Origin of the sequence: Thioclava sp. ES.031 (genome assembly GCF_002563775.1) — a bacterium.
Taxonomy (GTDB): domain Bacteria; phylum Pseudomonadota; class Alphaproteobacteria; order Rhodobacterales; family Rhodobacteraceae; genus Thioclava.
Genome location: NZ_PDJO01000001.1, coordinates 2,783,909 through 2,800,105, shown reverse-complemented (window position 1 = coordinate 2,800,105; position 16,197 = coordinate 2,783,909). Strand labels below are relative to the sequence as shown.

Below are 16,197 nucleotides of genomic sequence, written 5' to 3'. Positions count from 1 at the left end.
TCATGCGGGCACCTTCAGGCTCACGCCTGCCTCTGTCAGGAAATTCTTCAGCATTGCGTGGCCGTGCTCGGAGGCGATGGATTCCGGGTGGAACTGTACGCCCTCGATCGGCAGCTCGCGATGACGCAGGCCCATGATCGTGCCGTCGTCCAGCTCGGCGGTGATCTCGAGGCAGTCGGGCAGGCTCTCGCGCTCCACGATCAGCGAGTGGTAGCGCGTCGCTTTCAGCGGAGAGGGCAGACCCTTGAAGCAGCCTTTGCCCTCGTGGCGGATTTCGCCCATCTTGCCATGCACGATCTCGGAGGCGCGCACGACTTTTCCGCCGAAGGCCTGACCGATGGTCTGATGCCCCAGACAGACGCCGAACAGCGGCAGTTTCGCCTCGGCCGCGGCCATCACCAGCGGCAGGCAGATGCCCGCCTGATCGGGGTCGCAGGGGCCGGGCGACAGCACGATCGCCTCGGCGCCCATGCCCATCGCTTCCTGAACGTTCAGCGCGTCGTTACGCCAGACCTTCACATCGGCGCCCAGCTCGCCAAAATAGTGCACCAAATTATAGGTGAAGCTGTCATAATTATCGATGAGCAGCAGCATGGCCGGGCCCTTTCGTTTGTTGGCCCCCGGCGTCCCCCACGCATACAAGCGCCGATGCGCTCATCAAGGGGGGTGAACCGGGGATCGGGTCGGGCTATAGATGCTATCAGCGAAGGGCCGGGGTCAAGGGCAGTCCCCGCGAAAAGCCGCGCATCAAGAGCGGTGAAGATGGAGGCAGGCAATGATGCGATCTGTGATGAAGGGCGGACTGGCCGGTCTGCTGGTCGCGGTTCTGGGGGCGGGTGTGATGTCGTTGATCTTCCCGGCGCCGAAAGAGCCCGGCGAAGAGATCAAGCTCGCCGGAAGCCCGACGCCCGAAGAACCGGCGAATGTGGACCTGCCTGCGGGCTCCGATTTCTCGCGCCCTGCGACCGATCGCACGCCCGCGATGCCGACGCCGGACGGGGCGCCGCTGTCGGCGCCGACCAAGACGCCGCGCGTATCCGAGCCGCAGCCGAGCCTTGCGCCGCCCAGTGCCGACGAAATCCAAAGCGCCGCGCGCCCGGAGATGGCGACCGACATGGCCGAGCCGCGCCCCGAGGCGGAAGGGGAGACCGTCGCGCTCGCAGAGCCGGTCGCGCCGGAGGCAGGGGCCCAACCCGACAGCGCCCCGCCTGCCTCTTTGCAAGGCGCGCCCACGCCCGATGCCACGCCCGAGGTTGCCGCTGCGCGCGCGCCTACGCCCGAAACGCAGCCGCAGCGGACCGCTGAAACTCTGCCAGCAGCCGAGATGCCCGCGTTGCCCGACGTGACCCTGCAGCCGCCGAAAGCGTCCGAGCAAGCGACGCCGCCTGCGGAGGAGGGCGACACGATTGTCGCGGCGAGCGAGATGCCCGCATTGCCCGAGGCCGAGATGACGCCCCCCGAGACGGAGCCCCAAGCGGCCCCGTCGCTCGGTGATATGCCCGCGCCCGATCAGTTGCCGCCCGAGGGCGAGGGGATCGACACCGCGCAGGCCGACAAACCCGAGATATCAAGCGATCCGGCCACAAGCCCGGACCTGCCCGCCGGGCGCGCCCTTCCGCAAGCCGGGGATGCAGCCCCGATCAAGCCGCGCATCTTCTCGTTGCAAGACGCCCCGTCGCTGCCGGGCAAGCCGATGGGTGGGTTCAAATCCGCGCCCGGCGTGGTGGTGGATCGCCTGCCGCAAGTGACACCTTCGACCGCGCCATCGCCCGAGGAGGGCCCCGATGCGCAGCCCGCGCAGGAAATGCCCGAAGTCGCGGCGGTCGATGCGGCCGATCTGAACCCGATCCGAAAATTCGCAGCCCCCGCACCGATCAGCGACAAGCCGCAAATCTCGCTGGTGCTGATCGATCCGGGCGTGGCGGCAGGCGGGCTCGACCCGGCGACGATCACCGCGAGCGATCTGCCGATGACAATCGCGATCGATCCCACCCGCGACGGCGCTGCCGACGATGCGAAAGCCTTCCGCGCGGCAGGGTTCGAGGTTGCGATCCTTGCCGCCGGACTGCCCGCCAATGCCGCGCCCGAGGATATCGAGGTGGCGCTGGAGGCCTGGCGTCACGTGATCCCCGAGGCTGTCGCCGTCGTGGAGCCGCCGCAGCCGCAATTCCAGAACAACCGCCCGCTCGCGCGCCAGATGATCTCGGCGCTCAGCCGTGGCGGGCTAGGTGTTGTCACCCAGAAGAAGGGCTTCGACAGCGCCAACCAGATCGCGACCTCGGCAGATCTGCCGCGCGCGCAGGTCTGGCGCGTGATCGATGACGGGCGCGAGAAGGCCGCGGTAATCTCGCGGATGCTGGCGCGCGCCGATTTCGAGGCGGAGCGCAACGGCTCGGTCGTGGTGATGCTCTCGGCCTGGCCGGAATCGGTTCAGGGGATCGAGGACTGGTATGTCGATGCGCAGAACAAGGTAACGCTGACCCCGGTATCGGCTCTGGCGCTGGATAGCATGGCGGCTGGCACTCCGGAGACCGGGCCGAAAATGGAAAACGCGGGCCAGTAAGCCCGCGTTCTCAAAGCTTGGGAAAAGGCGGCTGCCTCAGCCGTTGCCGCGAGTGGCCACGAACAGCCCCGCATCCTCGGCCGCCTTGCGCAGCGCCTTGGACTTGTTGACCGTCTCCATCCATTCGGCCTCGGGGTCGCTATCATAGACCACGCCGCCGCCTGCCTGAATGTAGAGCGTCTTGTCCTTAACCACCGCCGTACGTAGCGCGATGCACATGTCCATCTCGCCATTGGCCGCGAAATAACCCACGGCGCCGCCATAGATGCCGCGTTTTTCCGGCTCCAGCTCGTCGATGATCTCCATCGCGCGGACCTTGGGCGCGCCGGACACGGTGCCTGCGGGCAGACCGGCCAGCAGCGCCGAGAGCGCATCCTGATCGTCGGCCAACTCGCCCACGACGTTCGAGACGATATGCATGACGTGGCTGTAGCGCTCGATGATGAATTTCTCGGTCGGGTGGACCGAGCCGATCTTGGCGACGCGCCCCACATCGTTGCGACCCAGATCGAGCAGCATCAGATGTTCCGCTAGTTCCTTCTTGTCGGCCAGCAGGTCTTCTTCCAGCGCCTTGTCCTCGGCAGGGGTCGCGCCGCGCGGACGGGTGCCCGCGATCGGGCGGATCGTCACTTCGCCTTCGCGCACGCGCACGAGGATCTCGGGCGAAGCGCCGACGATCTGGAAGCCCCCGAAGTTCAGGAAGAACATGAAGGGGGAGGGGTTGGTGCGTCGCAGCGAACGATAGAGCGCGAAGGGCGGCAGCGGGAAATGCGCCGACCAGCGCTGCGCCGGGACCACCTGGAAGATGTCGCCCGCGCGGATGTAATCCTTCGCGGCCTCCACGGCGGACATGTAGCCCTCTTTCGTGAAGTTCGAATGCATCTCGCCGACCTGCAGGCTCTCGCCCAGATCGCGGCTCTCGACCGGCGTGCGGTCGAGATCGCGCAGCGCATCCGAGACCCGCTCGGCGGCCTGCGCGTAGGCGGCGCGTGCGGACATCCCCTCGGCCTGGAAGGCAGGCGCGCAGATGATCACGTCGCCCTTCACCCCGTCGAGTACGGCCACGACCGACGGGCGCAGCAGCATCGCATCGGGCACGCCCAGCGGATCGGGGTTCACGTTCGGCAGCTTCTCGACCAGACGGATCGTGTCATAGCCGAGATAGCCGAAGAGACCCGCCGCCGCAGCGGGCAGATCGTCGGGCATCTCGATGCGGCTCTCCGCGATCAGCGCGCGCAGGCTGTCGAACGGGTGGCCCGGAAGGTCTTCCCACGCCTCGTCAAAGCGCGCCGAGCGGTTGATCCGCGCCTGCTCGCCCCGGCATTCCCAGATCACGTCAGGCTTCATGCCGACGATCGAGTAGCGCCCGCGCACCTCGCCGCCGGTCACCGATTCCAGCATGAAGGAATTGGGCTGCGCCTCGGCGAGCTTGAGCATCAGCGAGACGGGCGTGTCCAGATCGGCCGCGAGACGCGCGTAGACTAGCTGGTTTTCACCCTTGGCCCAGCGTTCCTCGAACGCCTCGAAAGAGGGGGAGAGAGCGACCACGGCGGGCCTCCTTACTGCATCTGCGACTGCACGGCGGTCACGGTCTGGTTGTCGAGATCGAGCCCGGCCTCCGACTCCACGGCGGTCGCGTAGAAATTGAGCAGGTCATTGGCCAGCGAGTTCGACAGCTGGGTGCCGATCTGACCCGAGATCAGCTTGGTGTCGGCATCTTCCATATCCGCCGGAATGACCTTGTCGGTGACGAAGACATAGACCTTGCCGTTGGCGGTGATCTGCGCGGGCTTGCCCGGCTCGGTCTTGAAGACCTTCGAGATCACCGGCGGCGGCAGTTCGTCGGAATAGCCGCCCCGGCCGATGCTCGCGACCTTGGTGGTCAGCACGCCGGTCTCGCCCAGCGACTTGCCGCCCTCGACCGCCGAGACGATCTCCTTTGCGCGGTCCTCTTCGGCCTGCACCACCTGATCGGCGCGCCAGGCCGCTGCGACCTCGTCCTTCACATCGGCGAAGGGCTTGGGCTGGGGCGGCACGATCTTGTTGAGGCGCAGCGCGAAGACACCGCCATCCGAGAGCGTCTGCAGATCGGGATAGGCGTCGGTCGTGGCCTCGTCGGCCGCTTTGCGGAATTCGTCATAGCCCGCGATGCCGTCGGTGCTGTCGGCGGTGTAGGCGATCTGGCCGAGCTCCATATCGGTTTCCTTGGCCATCTCTTCGAGCGTCGCGCCGCCTGCCAGACGGTCCTGCAGGTCTTCGCTCATCTTGCCGATCTCGTTGCGCGCCTTCTCGGCTTCGGCATCGCCTGCGAGTTCGTCGCGCGCTTCGGCAAAGGAGGTTTCCTGCGCATCGATGATGCCGTTCACCTTGAACAGGGCCGGGCCCAGATCGGTCTCGACGGGGCCGACCACGGCGTTGTTCTCAGCCGAGAAGACCGGATCGGCGGCCTTGCCCAGATCGTCACGGGTCACGTCGCCCAGATCGGCATCGGCCAGCGTCAGGCCGCGATCCTTGGCGAGATCGGCGAAGGTCGCGCCGCCATCCAGCTTGGCTTTCGCGGCCTTGGCCGCGTCCATGTCAGAATAAACGAGACGCTCCACGAGGCGCTTTTCGGGCTGCTTGAACTCGTCGGCGCGGCGCTCGTATTCGGCTTTCAGCGTGGCGTCGTCGATCTTGACCTTGTCGGCCAGCATGTCCGGCGTCAGCCACGCATAGGTGATGTCGCGCGTCTGGGGCGCGGTGAACTGATCGATATGGTCGTTGTAATAGCTCTGAAGCTGATCGTCGGTGGGGTCCGGGATCGCCTTGCTCAGATCGCTCTCGCTTACCTCGGCCCAGGTGAAGCCGCGCTTCTCGCTGACATATTTGGTATAGGCGTCGACCACCGGCTTGGGCGCATCCACGCCCCCTGCAACGGCGCCCTGAATGATCGAGCGCGAGAGATCGTCGCGCAGCTGAGCCTCGAATTGCGGCTCGGTATAGCCCTGCTGGCGCAGCGCGAACTTATAGGTCTCGCGGTCGAACTCGCCCGAAGCGTTCTGGAAGGCCTGCACCTTGTAGATCTGCTGCTGCAGCTCCTTGTCGCCGACCGATACGCCCAGACGGCGCGCGCTTTCGCCGATCGCGGCCTGACCGATCAGCTTGCCCAGCACCTGCTGGTCGACGCCGGAGGACCGCATCTGCGCCATCGTGACCGGCTGGCCAAGCTGTTGGCTGCGCTGCTGCATTTCCTGACGCAGCGCGCGGGCGTAATCGTCGACGGTGATCTGGGTGTCGCCCACCGCGCCGACCGATTTGGCCGAACCGGAGAAATTGCGTAGCCCGAAACCGCCGAGACCAAGGATCAGCATGGCCAGCAAGATCCAGACGACGACACTCTTGCCGTGGCTGCGCATCTTCATCGGGGGTCCTCCTCGGGCATTGTTTGTTGGGCGCTGTTTAGGGCTTTGATTACTGGCCTGCAAGGCTAGCTGCGCGCGAGGCCCGCCAGCCGGTCGCGCAGCGTGGCGATCCCGTCCGCGTCGACATTGGCGAATGCGATCCGCATCTGCTGCGCGGCCCCGTTTGCACCTTGCGGCATGAACATCGTGCCGGGCAGCATCAGCACGCCCGCCTCGCGCACCAGAGCCTGCGCGAAATCGGGGGAGGGGCGGGGATCGGGATGGGTGACATAGGCGAAATACGCCCCGCAGCCGAGCATCTCCCAGCCTTCCAGATCGGCGAAAGCGGCCTCCATCGCCGCACGCCGGCGCAGGATCTCCGCGCGCTCGCCCGCGACCCATTGCGACAGGTGCAGCATGCCCCAGAGCGCCGCCATCTGACCGAGCTGCGAGGGGCAGATCGCCACCGTGTCGAGGAATTTCTCGACCTCGGCGAGGCGCGCCTCGCCCGCGACGATGGCGCCGACGCGGTGGCCCGTCAGGCGATAGGCTTTCGAGAAGGAATAGAGATGGATGAAATAGTCCGTCCAGTCGGGATCGGAGAACAGGTCATGTGGCGCACCGCTGCGCGAGTCGAAATCGCGATAGGTCTCGTCCACGATCAGCGCGAGCTTGTGACGCTTGGCCAGATCGGCAAAGGCGCGTAGCAGTTCGGCCGGATATTCCGCCCCGCCCGGATTGTTCGGCGAGACCAGCACGATCGCGCGGGTCTTGTCGGTGATCTTCGCGGCCGCCTCCTCCGGGTCGGGCAGAAGCCCCGCGCCGGGGGCCAGCGGCACCGTCTGCACGCCCGCCATGTCGAGCCACATCTTGTGATTGAAATACCACGGCGTCGGCAGGATCACCTCGTCGCCCGGACCTGCGAGCGTGGCGAGCGTCGCGCAAAACGCCTGATTGCAGCCTTGGGTGATCGCGACCTGACGCGCTGCGATCTCGCCGCCATAGGCGAGGCCCCATTGATGCGCCAGTTCGGCACGCAGATCGGGCAGGCCCAGAACGGGGCCGTAGAGATGCGCCTGCGGATCGTTCAGCGCGGCCTCGGCGATCGCCTGACGCAGCGCCTCGGGCGGCGGATCGACAGGGGCTGCCTGAGAGACGTTGATCAGCGGGCGATCGGCAGTGAACTCGACCCCGTCGAGCCAGCGCCGCGCCTCCATGACCGGGGGCGGGAAGGTGGCGGCGAGCGCGGGGTTGAGCGGATGGGGCATGAAGGTCCTCTTGGCTGATCGGCGCGAGATCAGCAGAGCGTCGCGCGCTTGGCAAGAGGCGGGAGCCTCCGGCGGGGATATTTGGATCGAGAAGAAGGGTCGTTTTCTGCCTCTTGGCGGAAATATCCCGGGCAGGCGAAGGGGGCAGCGCCCCCCTAGCTGCGCCCCTCACGGGGTTTGCGCCAGGCGAAGTTATGGCGCACCGACCATTCGCGGATCGTCAGCGCGATCACCAGAAGGTCCAGCGCGGTCAGCGCCAGCATGCCAGCGCCGTGGTTCAGGCTGTAGAGATACATCTGGTAGGCTACGAAACCCGACATCATCACGATCGCCAGCGGATAGGCCCAGATCAGCCCGCGGATCAGCAGTATCACCACGACGAGTTTCAACAGCCCGTGGCTGGTGAAATAGAAGCCGTAGAAATCCTGCGTCTGGATCGAGAAGTGATGCGCCGCGCTCAGAAGCGCATTGGCGATGCGGTCATTGGGGTCTTCGCGTAGCTCGCGCGCGGTTATCCAATGCGCCGCATCGAAGAGCGCGTTTTTCGGCATGCCGAGAAGTGCGAGACCCGACAGGGTCTCGGCCGTCTCGAACAGAGCCTTGAGGATCAGGCTTACCTCGAAGAGCCAGTGCAGGAACCGACCCAGAGGGGTTCCGGGGGCGCCGAATTTCACCGATCAGTCCGTGCCGCGATAGGGCTGCACATATTGCAGCGCCATGTCCCAGGGGAAGAAGATCCAGGTGTCCTGGCTGACCTCGGTGATGAAGGTGTCGACCAGCGGCGCGCCCATCGGCTTGGCGTAGACGGTGGCGAATTGCGCCTTCGGGAAGAGGTCGCGCACCAGCTTCAGTGTGTTGCCGGTATCGACGAGGTCGTCGACGATCAGCACGCCCTCGCCGCCGTTTTCCATCAGGCTGTCTTGCGTCGGCTTGATGACCTGCGCTTCGCGCTGTTCCTGATGGTTGTAGCTTTTGACCGAGATCGTATCGACCGTGCGGATGTCCAGTTCGCGCGCGACGATCGCCGCCGGAACGAGGCCGCCACGGGTGATGCCCACCACGGCGCGCCAGCTGCCGTCGCCCGGGCCCTTGCCGTCGAGGCGCCATGCCAGCGCACGGGCATCCCGGTGGATTTGGTCCCAGCTGACGTGGAAGCCTTTTTCATGCGGCAGACGATCGGACATCGGGGGTCTCCTCAGCTCAGAGCGAGTTTCAGACCGAGCAGCGCCAGCAGGCCGCCAAAGCAGCGCTCGATCACGGTTTTCAGGTTCAGATAGGCCGCGCGCGTCTTCTCGAGCGAGAAGATCCGCGCGACGATGACGTTCCATCCCGCATCGTTGAACATCACGATGCCGAGGATCGCGACATAGGCCCATGCGGGCGCCGACGGCGGGATGAAGGTCAGGAAGACAGTGCCGAAGAACACGGCGGGTTTGGGGTTGGCGAGCTGGGTCGAGATGCCGAGCCAGATCAGCCGGGGGATCGAGCGGGTGCGCGGCAGGTCGGGGATCTCTTCATCCATCGGATCGCCCGCATGGCGCCACATCTTATAGGCGAGCCAGAGCAGATAGGCCGCGCCCGCGATCTTGAGCGTGGTCAGCAGGGCAGGGGCGACCTTGAAGACGAGGGCGAGGCCGAACAGCGCCGCCGCCGCCCAGATCACCGCGCCCAAGCCGATGCCGAGCGCGAGCCAGATGCCGCGTCCGAAGCCTTCGCGCAGACCCGTGCGCGCAGCCAAAAGCACAGCTGGCCCCGGCGACATCGCCGCGGCCAGATGCACGAAATAGATCGCGGTGAGGGCCGCGAGGGTCATCTCATTCCTTCCGCTTGGTGACCACGTCGATATCGGGCGCGTCGACCGCTTTCATGCCCACCACGTGATAGCCAGCGTCGACATGCAGCGTCTCGCCGGTGGTGCCGGAACCGAGATCGGAGAGCAGGTAGAGCGCGGCCTTGCCGACCTCTTCCTGCGTCACGTTGCGACGCAGCGGCGAGTTCAGCTCGTTCCACTTCATGATGTAGCGGAAATCACCGATGCCCGAAGCCGCGAGGGTCTTGATCGGGCCGGCGGAGATCGCGTTGCAGCGGATGCCGTCCTTGCCCAGATCTTCGGCGATATACATCACGCTGGCTTCCAGCGCCGCTTTCGCCACGCCCATCACGTTGTAATGCGGCATGACCTGCTCGGCACCGTAATAGGTGAGCGTGAGCAGCGAGCCGCCCTCGTTCATCATCGCGGCGGCTTCCTTGCACACGGCGGTGAAGGAATAGACCGAGATGTCCATCGTGGATTTGAAATTGTCGCGCGACGTGTCGACGTAGCGCCCGCGCAGCTCTGACTTGTCGGAGAAGCCGATCGCGTGGACGACGAAATCGATGCTGTCCCAATGGGTGCGCAGCGTCTCGAAGAGCGTCTGGATCGAGTCGCCGCTGGCGACGTCGCATTCCACGAGGATATCGGAGCCGAGCTGTTCGGCCAGCGGCCCCACGCGCTTCTTGAGCGCCTCGCCCTGGAACGAGAAGGCCAGCTCCGCACCAGCATCCGCGAGGGCTTTGGCGATGCCCCAGGCGATGGATTTGTCATTCGCAAGGCCCATAATCAGCCCGCGCTTGCCTGCCATCAGGTTGTTTGACATGTCAGGTTTTCCCCCGCTTCGCTCTGGTAAGTCCGAATGCTTTAGGCGAAAGGTGGAGACGCATCAAGGCTACTGACCTCCGGTCAAGCATGATCGTGTGGATCGTGTTGCAGATCGGGGCGTTGAGCCGGATGTGCGATGCGGCGACGAGACTGGAGGCGAGTATGAGTGACAGAACCGGAATTTTCGCAGGCGACGATCCCTTTGCCATCGCGCAGACATGGCTGGACGAGGCCGCGGACACCGAGATCAACGATCCCAACGCGATTGCCCTGGCGACGGTCGATCCGGACGGGTTGCCCAATGCGCGGATGGTTCTTCTCAAGGAAATCGAGGGGCGCGACATGCCCTCCGGCGGGGCTTTCGTCTTCTACACCAACTACGGATCGGTGAAGGCGCAGGAGATCGAAAGCGCCGGAAAAGCCGCCTTCGTGATGCATTGGAAATCGCTGCGCCGCCAGATTCGGGTTCGCGGTATGGTTGAGCGCGAGGAGGGGCCGCAGGCGGACGCCTACTACAAGTCGCGCTCGCTGAAATCGCGTCTCGGCGCCTGGGCCTCGCGACAAAGTGAGCCGCTGAGTTCGCGCAGCGCCTTGATGGCGGAGGTCGCGAAGGTAACCGCGAGCCACGGTGCGAATCCCGATCGACCGCCGTTTTGGGGAGGGTTCAGAATCAAGCCGTTGGAGCTGGAATTCTGGGCAGACGGTTCTTTTCGCCTTCATGATCGCTTCCGCTGGAGCCGGCAAACCCTTGCCGATCAGTGGGTTGTGACCCGCTTGAACCCCTGAAACTCGCGCTTCGTGAATTGCATAGGGTCTTGAAACTTTGGGCAATCTCTTGAAGTGTCCCCTAAACACCGCATTTCCAGAAGGACGTGCGGAGGAAATGCGAACAGGAAAGCCCGCGAATGCAAACGGGATGGAATATGCTGGGGGAGTCCGAGGCAGAGCTTCGTGAGGTGACCGGCACCGTCAAATGGTTCGACCCTGTCAAAGGGTTCGGCTTCATCGTCGATGGCGAAGGAGGGCCGGACATCCTGCTTCATGCGAATGTTCTGCGCAATTTCGGTCAGGGCTCGATTGCCGATCACGCGCGGATTCGCGTCCAGATGCAGCTGACCCCGCGCGGCGCGCAGGCGGTCGAGGTTTTGGAGATTCTACCTCCGGAAGGCGAGCCCGTCGCGCCGATTGAGGATCTGGGCGACAACACGTTCGACGATATCGCGGCGCTGCCATTGGAGCCCGCGCGGGTGAAGTGGTTCGAAAAGTCCAAGGGCTTCGGCTTTGCCAATGTCTTCGAGAATGACGAGGACATCTTCATCCATATGGAAGTTCTGCGCCGGTCGGGTTTTGCCGATCTGACCCCCGGCGAAGCGGTGTGCCTGCGGGTGATCGAAGGCAAGCGCGGTCGGATGGCGGCACAGGTTCTCGCATGGGATGCAGGCTTGAAATCCGGGCGCTGAGCGCCGCGCTTTTCCTTGCCGTAACGCCGGGCCTCGCCGCGGCGGAAGGGGCGCAGTGCCGCGATGACCTCGCTATTCTGCGCACCGGGAACCAGCCGGTCAGCTTCACGGTCGAGATTGCCGATAGCAGCGCCGAGCGCGCGCAGGGCCTGATGGGGCGGCGCGAGATGGACGAAGGGGCAGGGATGCTCTTCATCTATGAGCATGCGCGGGAGGTGGCTTTCTGGATGCATGACACGCCGCTGCCGCTCGATATGGTGTTCATCGATCCGACGGGCGAAGTGGTGAAGGTCGCGGCCAATACTACGCCCAATGACGACACCCCGATTCCCTCCGGCGCACCGGTGCGCTACGTGCTCGAGATCAATGCCGGAATGGCGGCGCGCCACGGCATCGCGCCGGGCACGCAGCTGGCGCATCCCAGCGTCGATCCCGCGCAGGCCGCATTTCCCTGCGAATGACCCTTTCCTTGGGGCGAGCCTCTTTGTAAGGAGAGGGCGTCGGGGCGTAGCGCAGCCTGGTAGCGCGTCTGTTTTGGGTACAGAAGGTCGTGAGTTCGAATCTCGCCGCCCCGACCATCCCCTCGAAATCGCCGGAATCGGGCCCGCTATATCTAGTGGTAGGCTCTTGATTGTGACACTAGCGACACGCTCTTCGGCGTTGCCCAATTTTTGCGCAACCCCGGCGAGGCTATCCACAAGATATTGCGTTCTGTGGATTGAAATTGCCAGATGAGCGGCAAAAGCCCCCGAATCTTCAATGAAATTTGGCTCTTATTGGTGCCGCAGTGCAGCGCCCATGCGTTAACCAAATGTGGAGGAATCGTGCAGCGTCCTTCCCTTGGGGCCGGTCAACTGAAAAATGGACTGACTCTAGGTGAAAGTTTCGTTGACGGCTCGGTGCGCCTACGGCAGGTTGTGTGGTGTCGGAGGCTAACCCACCAGATGTAGTGGAGCCTAGGGCCAAGGGACAGATTTCGGACATTGCACCCCCGAATCCGGGGCGCGCAGCCCTCGCGGTGTCGACTGCGAGGCCCGGGCTTCTTTGTCTTCTGCGGCTCCCGCCGGCACCTGATTGGACTGACTGCAACGGGGACAGGGCAATGAAGATCGAACGGAAGTTCACCACCGACGAAACCGGCGCTTACGGCGCGCTGGAATTCACGACGACCACGTCTGAGATTCGCAATCCCGACGGGAAAGTGGTGTTCCGAAACGAGTCGGTCGAAGTGCCCGGCCGCTGGAGCCAGGTGGCGTCCGACGTGCTCGCGCAGAAATACTTCCGCAAGGCCGGCGTTCCGGCGGCGCTGAAGAAGGTCAAGGAAAAGGGCGTGCCGGAATTCCTGTGGCGCTCGGTCCCCGATGAAGAGGCGCTTGCTCAGCTCCCCGAAGAGGCGCGCTACACCGGTGAAAATTCGGCCAAGCAAGTGTTCGACCGTCTCGCCGGTGCCTGGTGCTATTGGGGCTGGAAGGGCGGCTACTTCTCCACGGAAGCTGATGCGCAGGCTTACTATGACGAGATGCGCTTCATGCTGGCCGAACAGATGGCCGCGCCGAACTCGCCGCAATGGTTCAACACCGGCCTGCATTGGGCTTACGGCATCGACGGCCCCGGTCAGGGTCACTTCTATGTCGATCACAAGTCGGGCAAGCTGACCTCCTCGACCTCGGCCTACGAGCATCCGCAGCCCCATGCCTGCTTCATCCAGTCGGTCTCGGACGATCTGGTGAAAGAGGGCGGGATCATGGACCTCTGGGTCCGTGAGGCGCGCCTGTTCAAATACGGCTCGGGCACCGGCACCAACTTCTCGAGTCTACGCGCCGAGGGCGAGAGCCTGTCTGGCGGCGGCAAATCCTCGGGCCTGATGGGCTTCCTCAAGATCGGCGACCGTGCGGCGGGCGCGATCAAGTCGGGCGGCACCACGCGCCGCGCGGCGAAGATGGTGATCTGCGACATGGATCACCCCGATATCGAGGAATTCGTCAACTGGAAGGTCATCGAAGAGCAGAAAGTGGCCTCGCTGGTCGCGGGCTCCAAGCTGCATGAGCGTGAGCTGAACGGCATCTTCACCGCGATCCGCGAATTCGACGGCTCGACGGAGACCTCGGTCGATCCTAGCCAGAACGAGGCGCTGAAAGACGCGATCAAATCCGCCAAGCGCGTGATGATCCCGGAGACCTATATCAACCGCGTGCTGCAATACGCGCGGCAGGGTTACGCCAGCATCGAATTCCCGACCTACGACACGGATTGGGACTCGGAAGCCTATGTCTCGGTTTCGGGTCAGAACTCGAACAACTCGGTGCGCGTCACCAACGCTTTCCTGAAAGCGGTGAAGGACGATGCCGATTGGGAACTGATCCGCCGCACCGATGGCAAGGTCGCCAAGACCGTGAAGGCGCGCGATCTGTGGGAGCAGGTCGGCCACGCCGCCTGGGCCTGCGCCGATCCGGGCATCCAGTTCCACGACACCGTCAACGAATGGCACACCTGCCCCGAAGACGGTGCGATCCGCGGCTCGAACCCGTGCTCGGAATACATGTTCCTCGACGACACGGCCTGCAACCTCGCCTCGATGAACCTGCTGACCTTCTACAAGGATGGCAAGTTCGACGCGGAAAGCTACATGCACGCCACCCGCCTGTGGACCGTGACGCTGGAAATCTCGGTGCTGATGGCTCAGTTCCCCTCGAAGGAGATCGCGCAGCGCAGCTATGACTTCCGCACGCTGGGCCTCGGCTACGCCAATATCGGCGGCCTGCTGATGAACATGGGTCTGGGCTACGACAGCAAAGAGGGCCGGGCGCTGTGTGGCGCGCTGACCGCGGTGATGACCGGTGTCTCTTACGCCACTTCGGCCGAGATGGCGGGCGAGCTGGGCGCCTTCCCGGGTTACGAGAAGAACGCCAAGCACATGCTGCGCGTCATCCGCAACCACCGCAACGCGGCCTACGGCAAGACCGAGGGCTACGAGGCGCTCGAGACCAAGCCGGTCGCGCTCGATCACAAGGGTTGCCCCGATCAGGATCTGGTCGCGCTCGCCACCCAAGCCTGGGACGAGGCGCTGGCGCTGGGCGAGAAGCACGGCTACCGCAACGCGCAGGTGTCGGTGATCGCGCCGACCGGGACGATCGGTCTGGTGATGGATTGCGACACCACCGGGATCGAGCCGGACTTCGCGCTGGTGAAGTTCAAGAAGCTCGCAGGCGGCGGTTACTTCAAGATCATCAACCGCTCGGTGCCGGGCGCGCTCGAGACGCTGGGCTACGGCTCGGCGCAGATCGAAGAGATCATCGCCTATGCGGTGGGGCACGCCAGCCTCGGCAACTGCCCCGACATCAACACCACGGCGCTGATCGGCCACGGCTTCGGCCCGCGCGAGATCGAGAAGGTCGAGGCCGCGCTGCCGACCGCCTTCGATATCCGCTTCGTCTTCAACCAGTGGACGCTGGGCGAGGAGTTCTGCACCCAGACGCTGGGCATCCCGGCCGAGAAGCTGAACGATCCGACCTTCGACATGCTGCGCCACCTCGGCTTCACCAAGAAGCAGATCGACGCCGCCAACGACCATGTCTGCGGGACGATGACGCTGGAAGGGGCGCCTCACCTGAAGGACGAGCACCTGAGCGTGTTCGACTGCGCCAACCCCTGCGGCAAGAAGGGCAAGCGCTACCTCAGCGTCGACAGCCACATCTACATGATGGCCGCCGCGCAGAGCTTCATCTCGGGGGCGATCTCGAAGACGATCAACATGGCGAACCACGCCTCGATCGAAGACGTGAAAGCGGCTTACGAGCTCAGCTGGTCGCTCGGCATCAAGGCCAACGCGCTCTATCGTGACGGTTCCAAGCTGTCGCAGCCGCTGGCCGCCGCGCTGGTCGAGGATGACGAGGAGGCCGAGGAAATCCTCGCCACCGGTTCGACCCAGGAAAAGGCCGCCGTGCTCGCCGAGAAGATCGTCGAGAAGGTGCTGGTCAAGGAGATCGTGCGCAGCCACCGCGAGAAGCTCCCCGAGCGCCGCAAGGGCTACACCCAGAAGGCGGTCGTGGGCGGCCACAAGGTCTATCTGCGCACCGGCGAATACCACGACGGCACGCTGGGCGAGATCTTCATCGACATGCACAAGGAAGGCGCTGGCTTCCGGGCGATGATGAACAACTTCGCGATCGCCGTGTCGGTCGGCCTGCAATATGGCGTGCCGCTGGAGGAGTTCGTGGACGCCTTCACCTTCACCAAGTTCGAACCCGCCGGCATGGTTCAGGGCAACGACTCGATCAAGAACGCGACCTCGATCCTCGACTACGTGTTCCGCGAACTGGCCGTGTCCTATCTCGACCGCACGGACCTCGCGCATATCAAGCCCGAGGGCACCAGCTTCGACGATCTGGGCGGTGGCGAGAACGAGGGCAAGCGCGCCGATGGCAATGTCGAGCCGATCTCGGAGAACGCCTCGAAATCGCTCGAAGTGCTGCGCCAGATTTCCTCGACCGGCTACCTGCGCAAGCGCCTGCCGCAAGAGCTGATGGTGCTGCAGGGCGGCGTGGACGTCGTGACCTCGCAGATGCCCGCGCAAAGCGCGCAGGCCCGTGCCTCCAGCTCCACCGCGGTCTCCTCTGGCGGTGTCCAGATGGATGCCCGCGCCAAGGCTAAGATGCAGGGCTACGAGGGCGAGGCCTGCGGCGATTGCGGCAACTACACGCTCGTGCGCAACGGCACCTGCATGAAGTGCAACACCTGCGGGGCGACCAGCGGTTGCTCTTGAGGGACAGGGGTCTCGGTCTGGCGGCCGGGGCCCCGACGACGACCACACGCGATCCGCGTGGCGGGGACTGGGACGTGAAGACTGGGGGCCCCTCTCGCATGACGGGCCCGAGGGACAGAACGACCG

Annotated in this window: 13 protein-coding genes and 1 tRNA gene; 6 read left to right on the top strand and 8 right to left on the bottom strand. The window is 64.7% G+C overall.

The window, feature by feature from the left end; genetic code table 11:
* The gene (locus AXZ77_RS13310; protein ID WP_078520124.1) at window positions 1–594 is read right to left on the bottom strand and encodes an aminodeoxychorismate/anthranilate synthase component II; all 594 of its coding nucleotides are present in this window, start codon (window positions 592–594) and stop codon (window positions 1–3) included.
* Window positions 595–775: 181 nt separating this feature from the next.
* Between AXZ77_RS13310 and AXZ77_RS13305 the strand changes: the two genes are divergently transcribed.
* A complete protein-coding gene (locus tag AXZ77_RS13305; RefSeq protein ID WP_098411520.1) occupies window positions 776–2,563 on the top strand; it encodes a divergent polysaccharide deacetylase family protein in 1,788 nt (595 codons plus the stop codon).
* A gap of 36 nt (window positions 2,564–2,599) precedes the next feature.
* Here the strand turns inward: AXZ77_RS13305 and trpE are convergent, their stop codons facing one another.
* From trpE to fabI, 7 genes are all read right to left on the bottom strand, one after another.
* Window positions 2,600–4,111, bottom strand: a complete 1,512-nt coding sequence (gene trpE, locus AXZ77_RS13300) for an anthranilate synthase component I (protein ID WP_098411519.1) — start codon at window positions 4,109–4,111, stop codon at window positions 2,600–2,602.
* 11 nt (window positions 4,112–4,122) lie between these two features.
* A complete protein-coding gene (locus tag AXZ77_RS13295) occupies window positions 4,123–5,964 on the bottom strand; it encodes a SurA N-terminal domain-containing protein (RefSeq protein WP_098411518.1) in 1,842 nt (613 codons plus the stop codon).
* Window positions 5,965–6,029: 65 nt separating this feature from the next.
* A complete protein-coding gene (locus AXZ77_RS13290) occupies window positions 6,030–7,211 on the bottom strand; it encodes an aminotransferase (protein ID WP_098411517.1) in 1,182 nt (393 codons plus the stop codon).
* 155 nt (window positions 7,212–7,366) lie between these two features.
* Window positions 7,367–7,885, bottom strand: a complete 519-nt coding sequence (locus tag AXZ77_RS13285; protein WP_098411516.1) for a DUF2127 domain-containing protein — start codon at window positions 7,883–7,885, stop codon at window positions 7,367–7,369.
* A 3-nt stretch (window positions 7,886–7,888) separates the two neighbouring features.
* Window positions 7,889–8,395 carry a xanthine phosphoribosyltransferase gene (gpt, locus tag AXZ77_RS13280; protein WP_098411515.1) on the bottom strand — a complete coding sequence of 169 codons (507 nt, stop codon included), beginning with the start codon at window positions 8,393–8,395 and terminating at the stop codon, window positions 7,889–7,891.
* Between the two features lie 11 nt (window positions 8,396–8,406).
* A complete protein-coding gene (locus tag AXZ77_RS13275) occupies window positions 8,407–9,024 on the bottom strand; it encodes a LysE family translocator (RefSeq protein WP_083078132.1) in 618 nt (205 codons plus the stop codon).
* 1 nt (window position 9,025) lies between these two features.
* A complete protein-coding gene (fabI, locus tag AXZ77_RS13270) occupies window positions 9,026–9,847 on the bottom strand; it encodes an enoyl-ACP reductase FabI (RefSeq protein ID WP_098411514.1) in 822 nt (273 codons plus the stop codon).
* A gap of 164 nt (window positions 9,848–10,011) precedes the next feature.
* Here fabI and pdxH point away from each other — a divergent pair, with 164 nt between their 5' ends.
* From pdxH to AXZ77_RS13245, 5 genes are all read left to right on the top strand, one after another.
* Window positions 10,012–10,635 (top strand): pyridoxamine 5'-phosphate oxidase, encoded by a 624-nt coding sequence (gene pdxH, locus AXZ77_RS13265; RefSeq protein WP_078542894.1) that lies wholly within the window; start codon window positions 10,012–10,014, stop codon window positions 10,633–10,635.
* A gap of 137 nt (window positions 10,636–10,772) precedes the next feature.
* Entirely contained in the window at window positions 10,773–11,309 is a 537-nt protein-coding gene (locus tag AXZ77_RS13260; RefSeq protein WP_078520559.1) for a cold-shock protein, read from the top strand.
* The gene (locus AXZ77_RS13255; protein WP_098411513.1) at window positions 11,279–11,770 is read left to right on the top strand and encodes a DUF192 domain-containing protein; all 492 of its coding nucleotides are present in this window, start codon (window positions 11,279–11,281) and stop codon (window positions 11,768–11,770) included. Before AXZ77_RS13260 ends, AXZ77_RS13255 begins: the two co-directional genes overlap by 31 nt.
* A gap of 40 nt (window positions 11,771–11,810) precedes the next feature.
* Window positions 11,811–11,887, top strand: a tRNA-Pro gene (locus AXZ77_RS13250).
* A gap of 524 nt (window positions 11,888–12,411) precedes the next feature.
* A complete protein-coding gene (locus AXZ77_RS13245; protein WP_098411512.1) occupies window positions 12,412–16,071 on the top strand; it encodes a vitamin B12-dependent ribonucleotide reductase in 3,660 nt (1,219 codons plus the stop codon).
* The last annotated feature ends 126 nt before the right edge of the window (window positions 16,072–16,197 follow it).

Coding starts and splice junctions, on each gene's coding strand:
- AXZ77_RS13310 (WP_078520124.1), bottom strand. CDS start 594: ATGCTGCTGCTCATCGATAATTATGACAGCTTCACCTATAATTTGGTG.
- AXZ77_RS13305 (WP_098411520.1), top strand. CDS start 776: ATGATGCGATCTGTGATGAAGGGCGGACTGGCCGGTCTGCTGGTCGCG.
- AXZ77_RS13295 (WP_098411518.1), bottom strand. CDS start 5,964: ATGAAGATGCGCAGCCACGGCAAGAGTGTCGTCGTCTGGATCTTGCTG.
- AXZ77_RS13290 (WP_098411517.1), bottom strand. CDS start 7,211: ATGCCCCATCCGCTCAACCCCGCGCTCGCCGCCACCTTCCCGCCCCCG.
- gpt (WP_098411515.1), bottom strand. CDS start 8,395: ATGTCCGATCGTCTGCCGCATGAAAAAGGCTTCCACGTCAGCTGGGAC.
- AXZ77_RS13275 (WP_083078132.1), bottom strand. CDS start 9,024: ATGACCCTCGCGGCCCTCACCGCGATCTATTTCGTGCATCTGGCCGCG.
- fabI (WP_098411514.1), bottom strand. CDS start 9,847: ATGTCAAACAACCTGATGGCAGGCAAGCGCGGGCTGATTATGGGCCTT.
- pdxH (WP_078542894.1), top strand. CDS start 10,012: ATGAGTGACAGAACCGGAATTTTCGCAGGCGACGATCCCTTTGCCATC.
- AXZ77_RS13260 (WP_078520559.1), top strand. CDS start 10,773: ATGCTGGGGGAGTCCGAGGCAGAGCTTCGTGAGGTGACCGGCACCGTC.
- AXZ77_RS13255 (WP_098411513.1), top strand. CDS start 11,279: ATGGGATGCAGGCTTGAAATCCGGGCGCTGAGCGCCGCGCTTTTCCTT.
- AXZ77_RS13245 (WP_098411512.1), top strand. CDS start 12,412: ATGAAGATCGAACGGAAGTTCACCACCGACGAAACCGGCGCTTACGGC.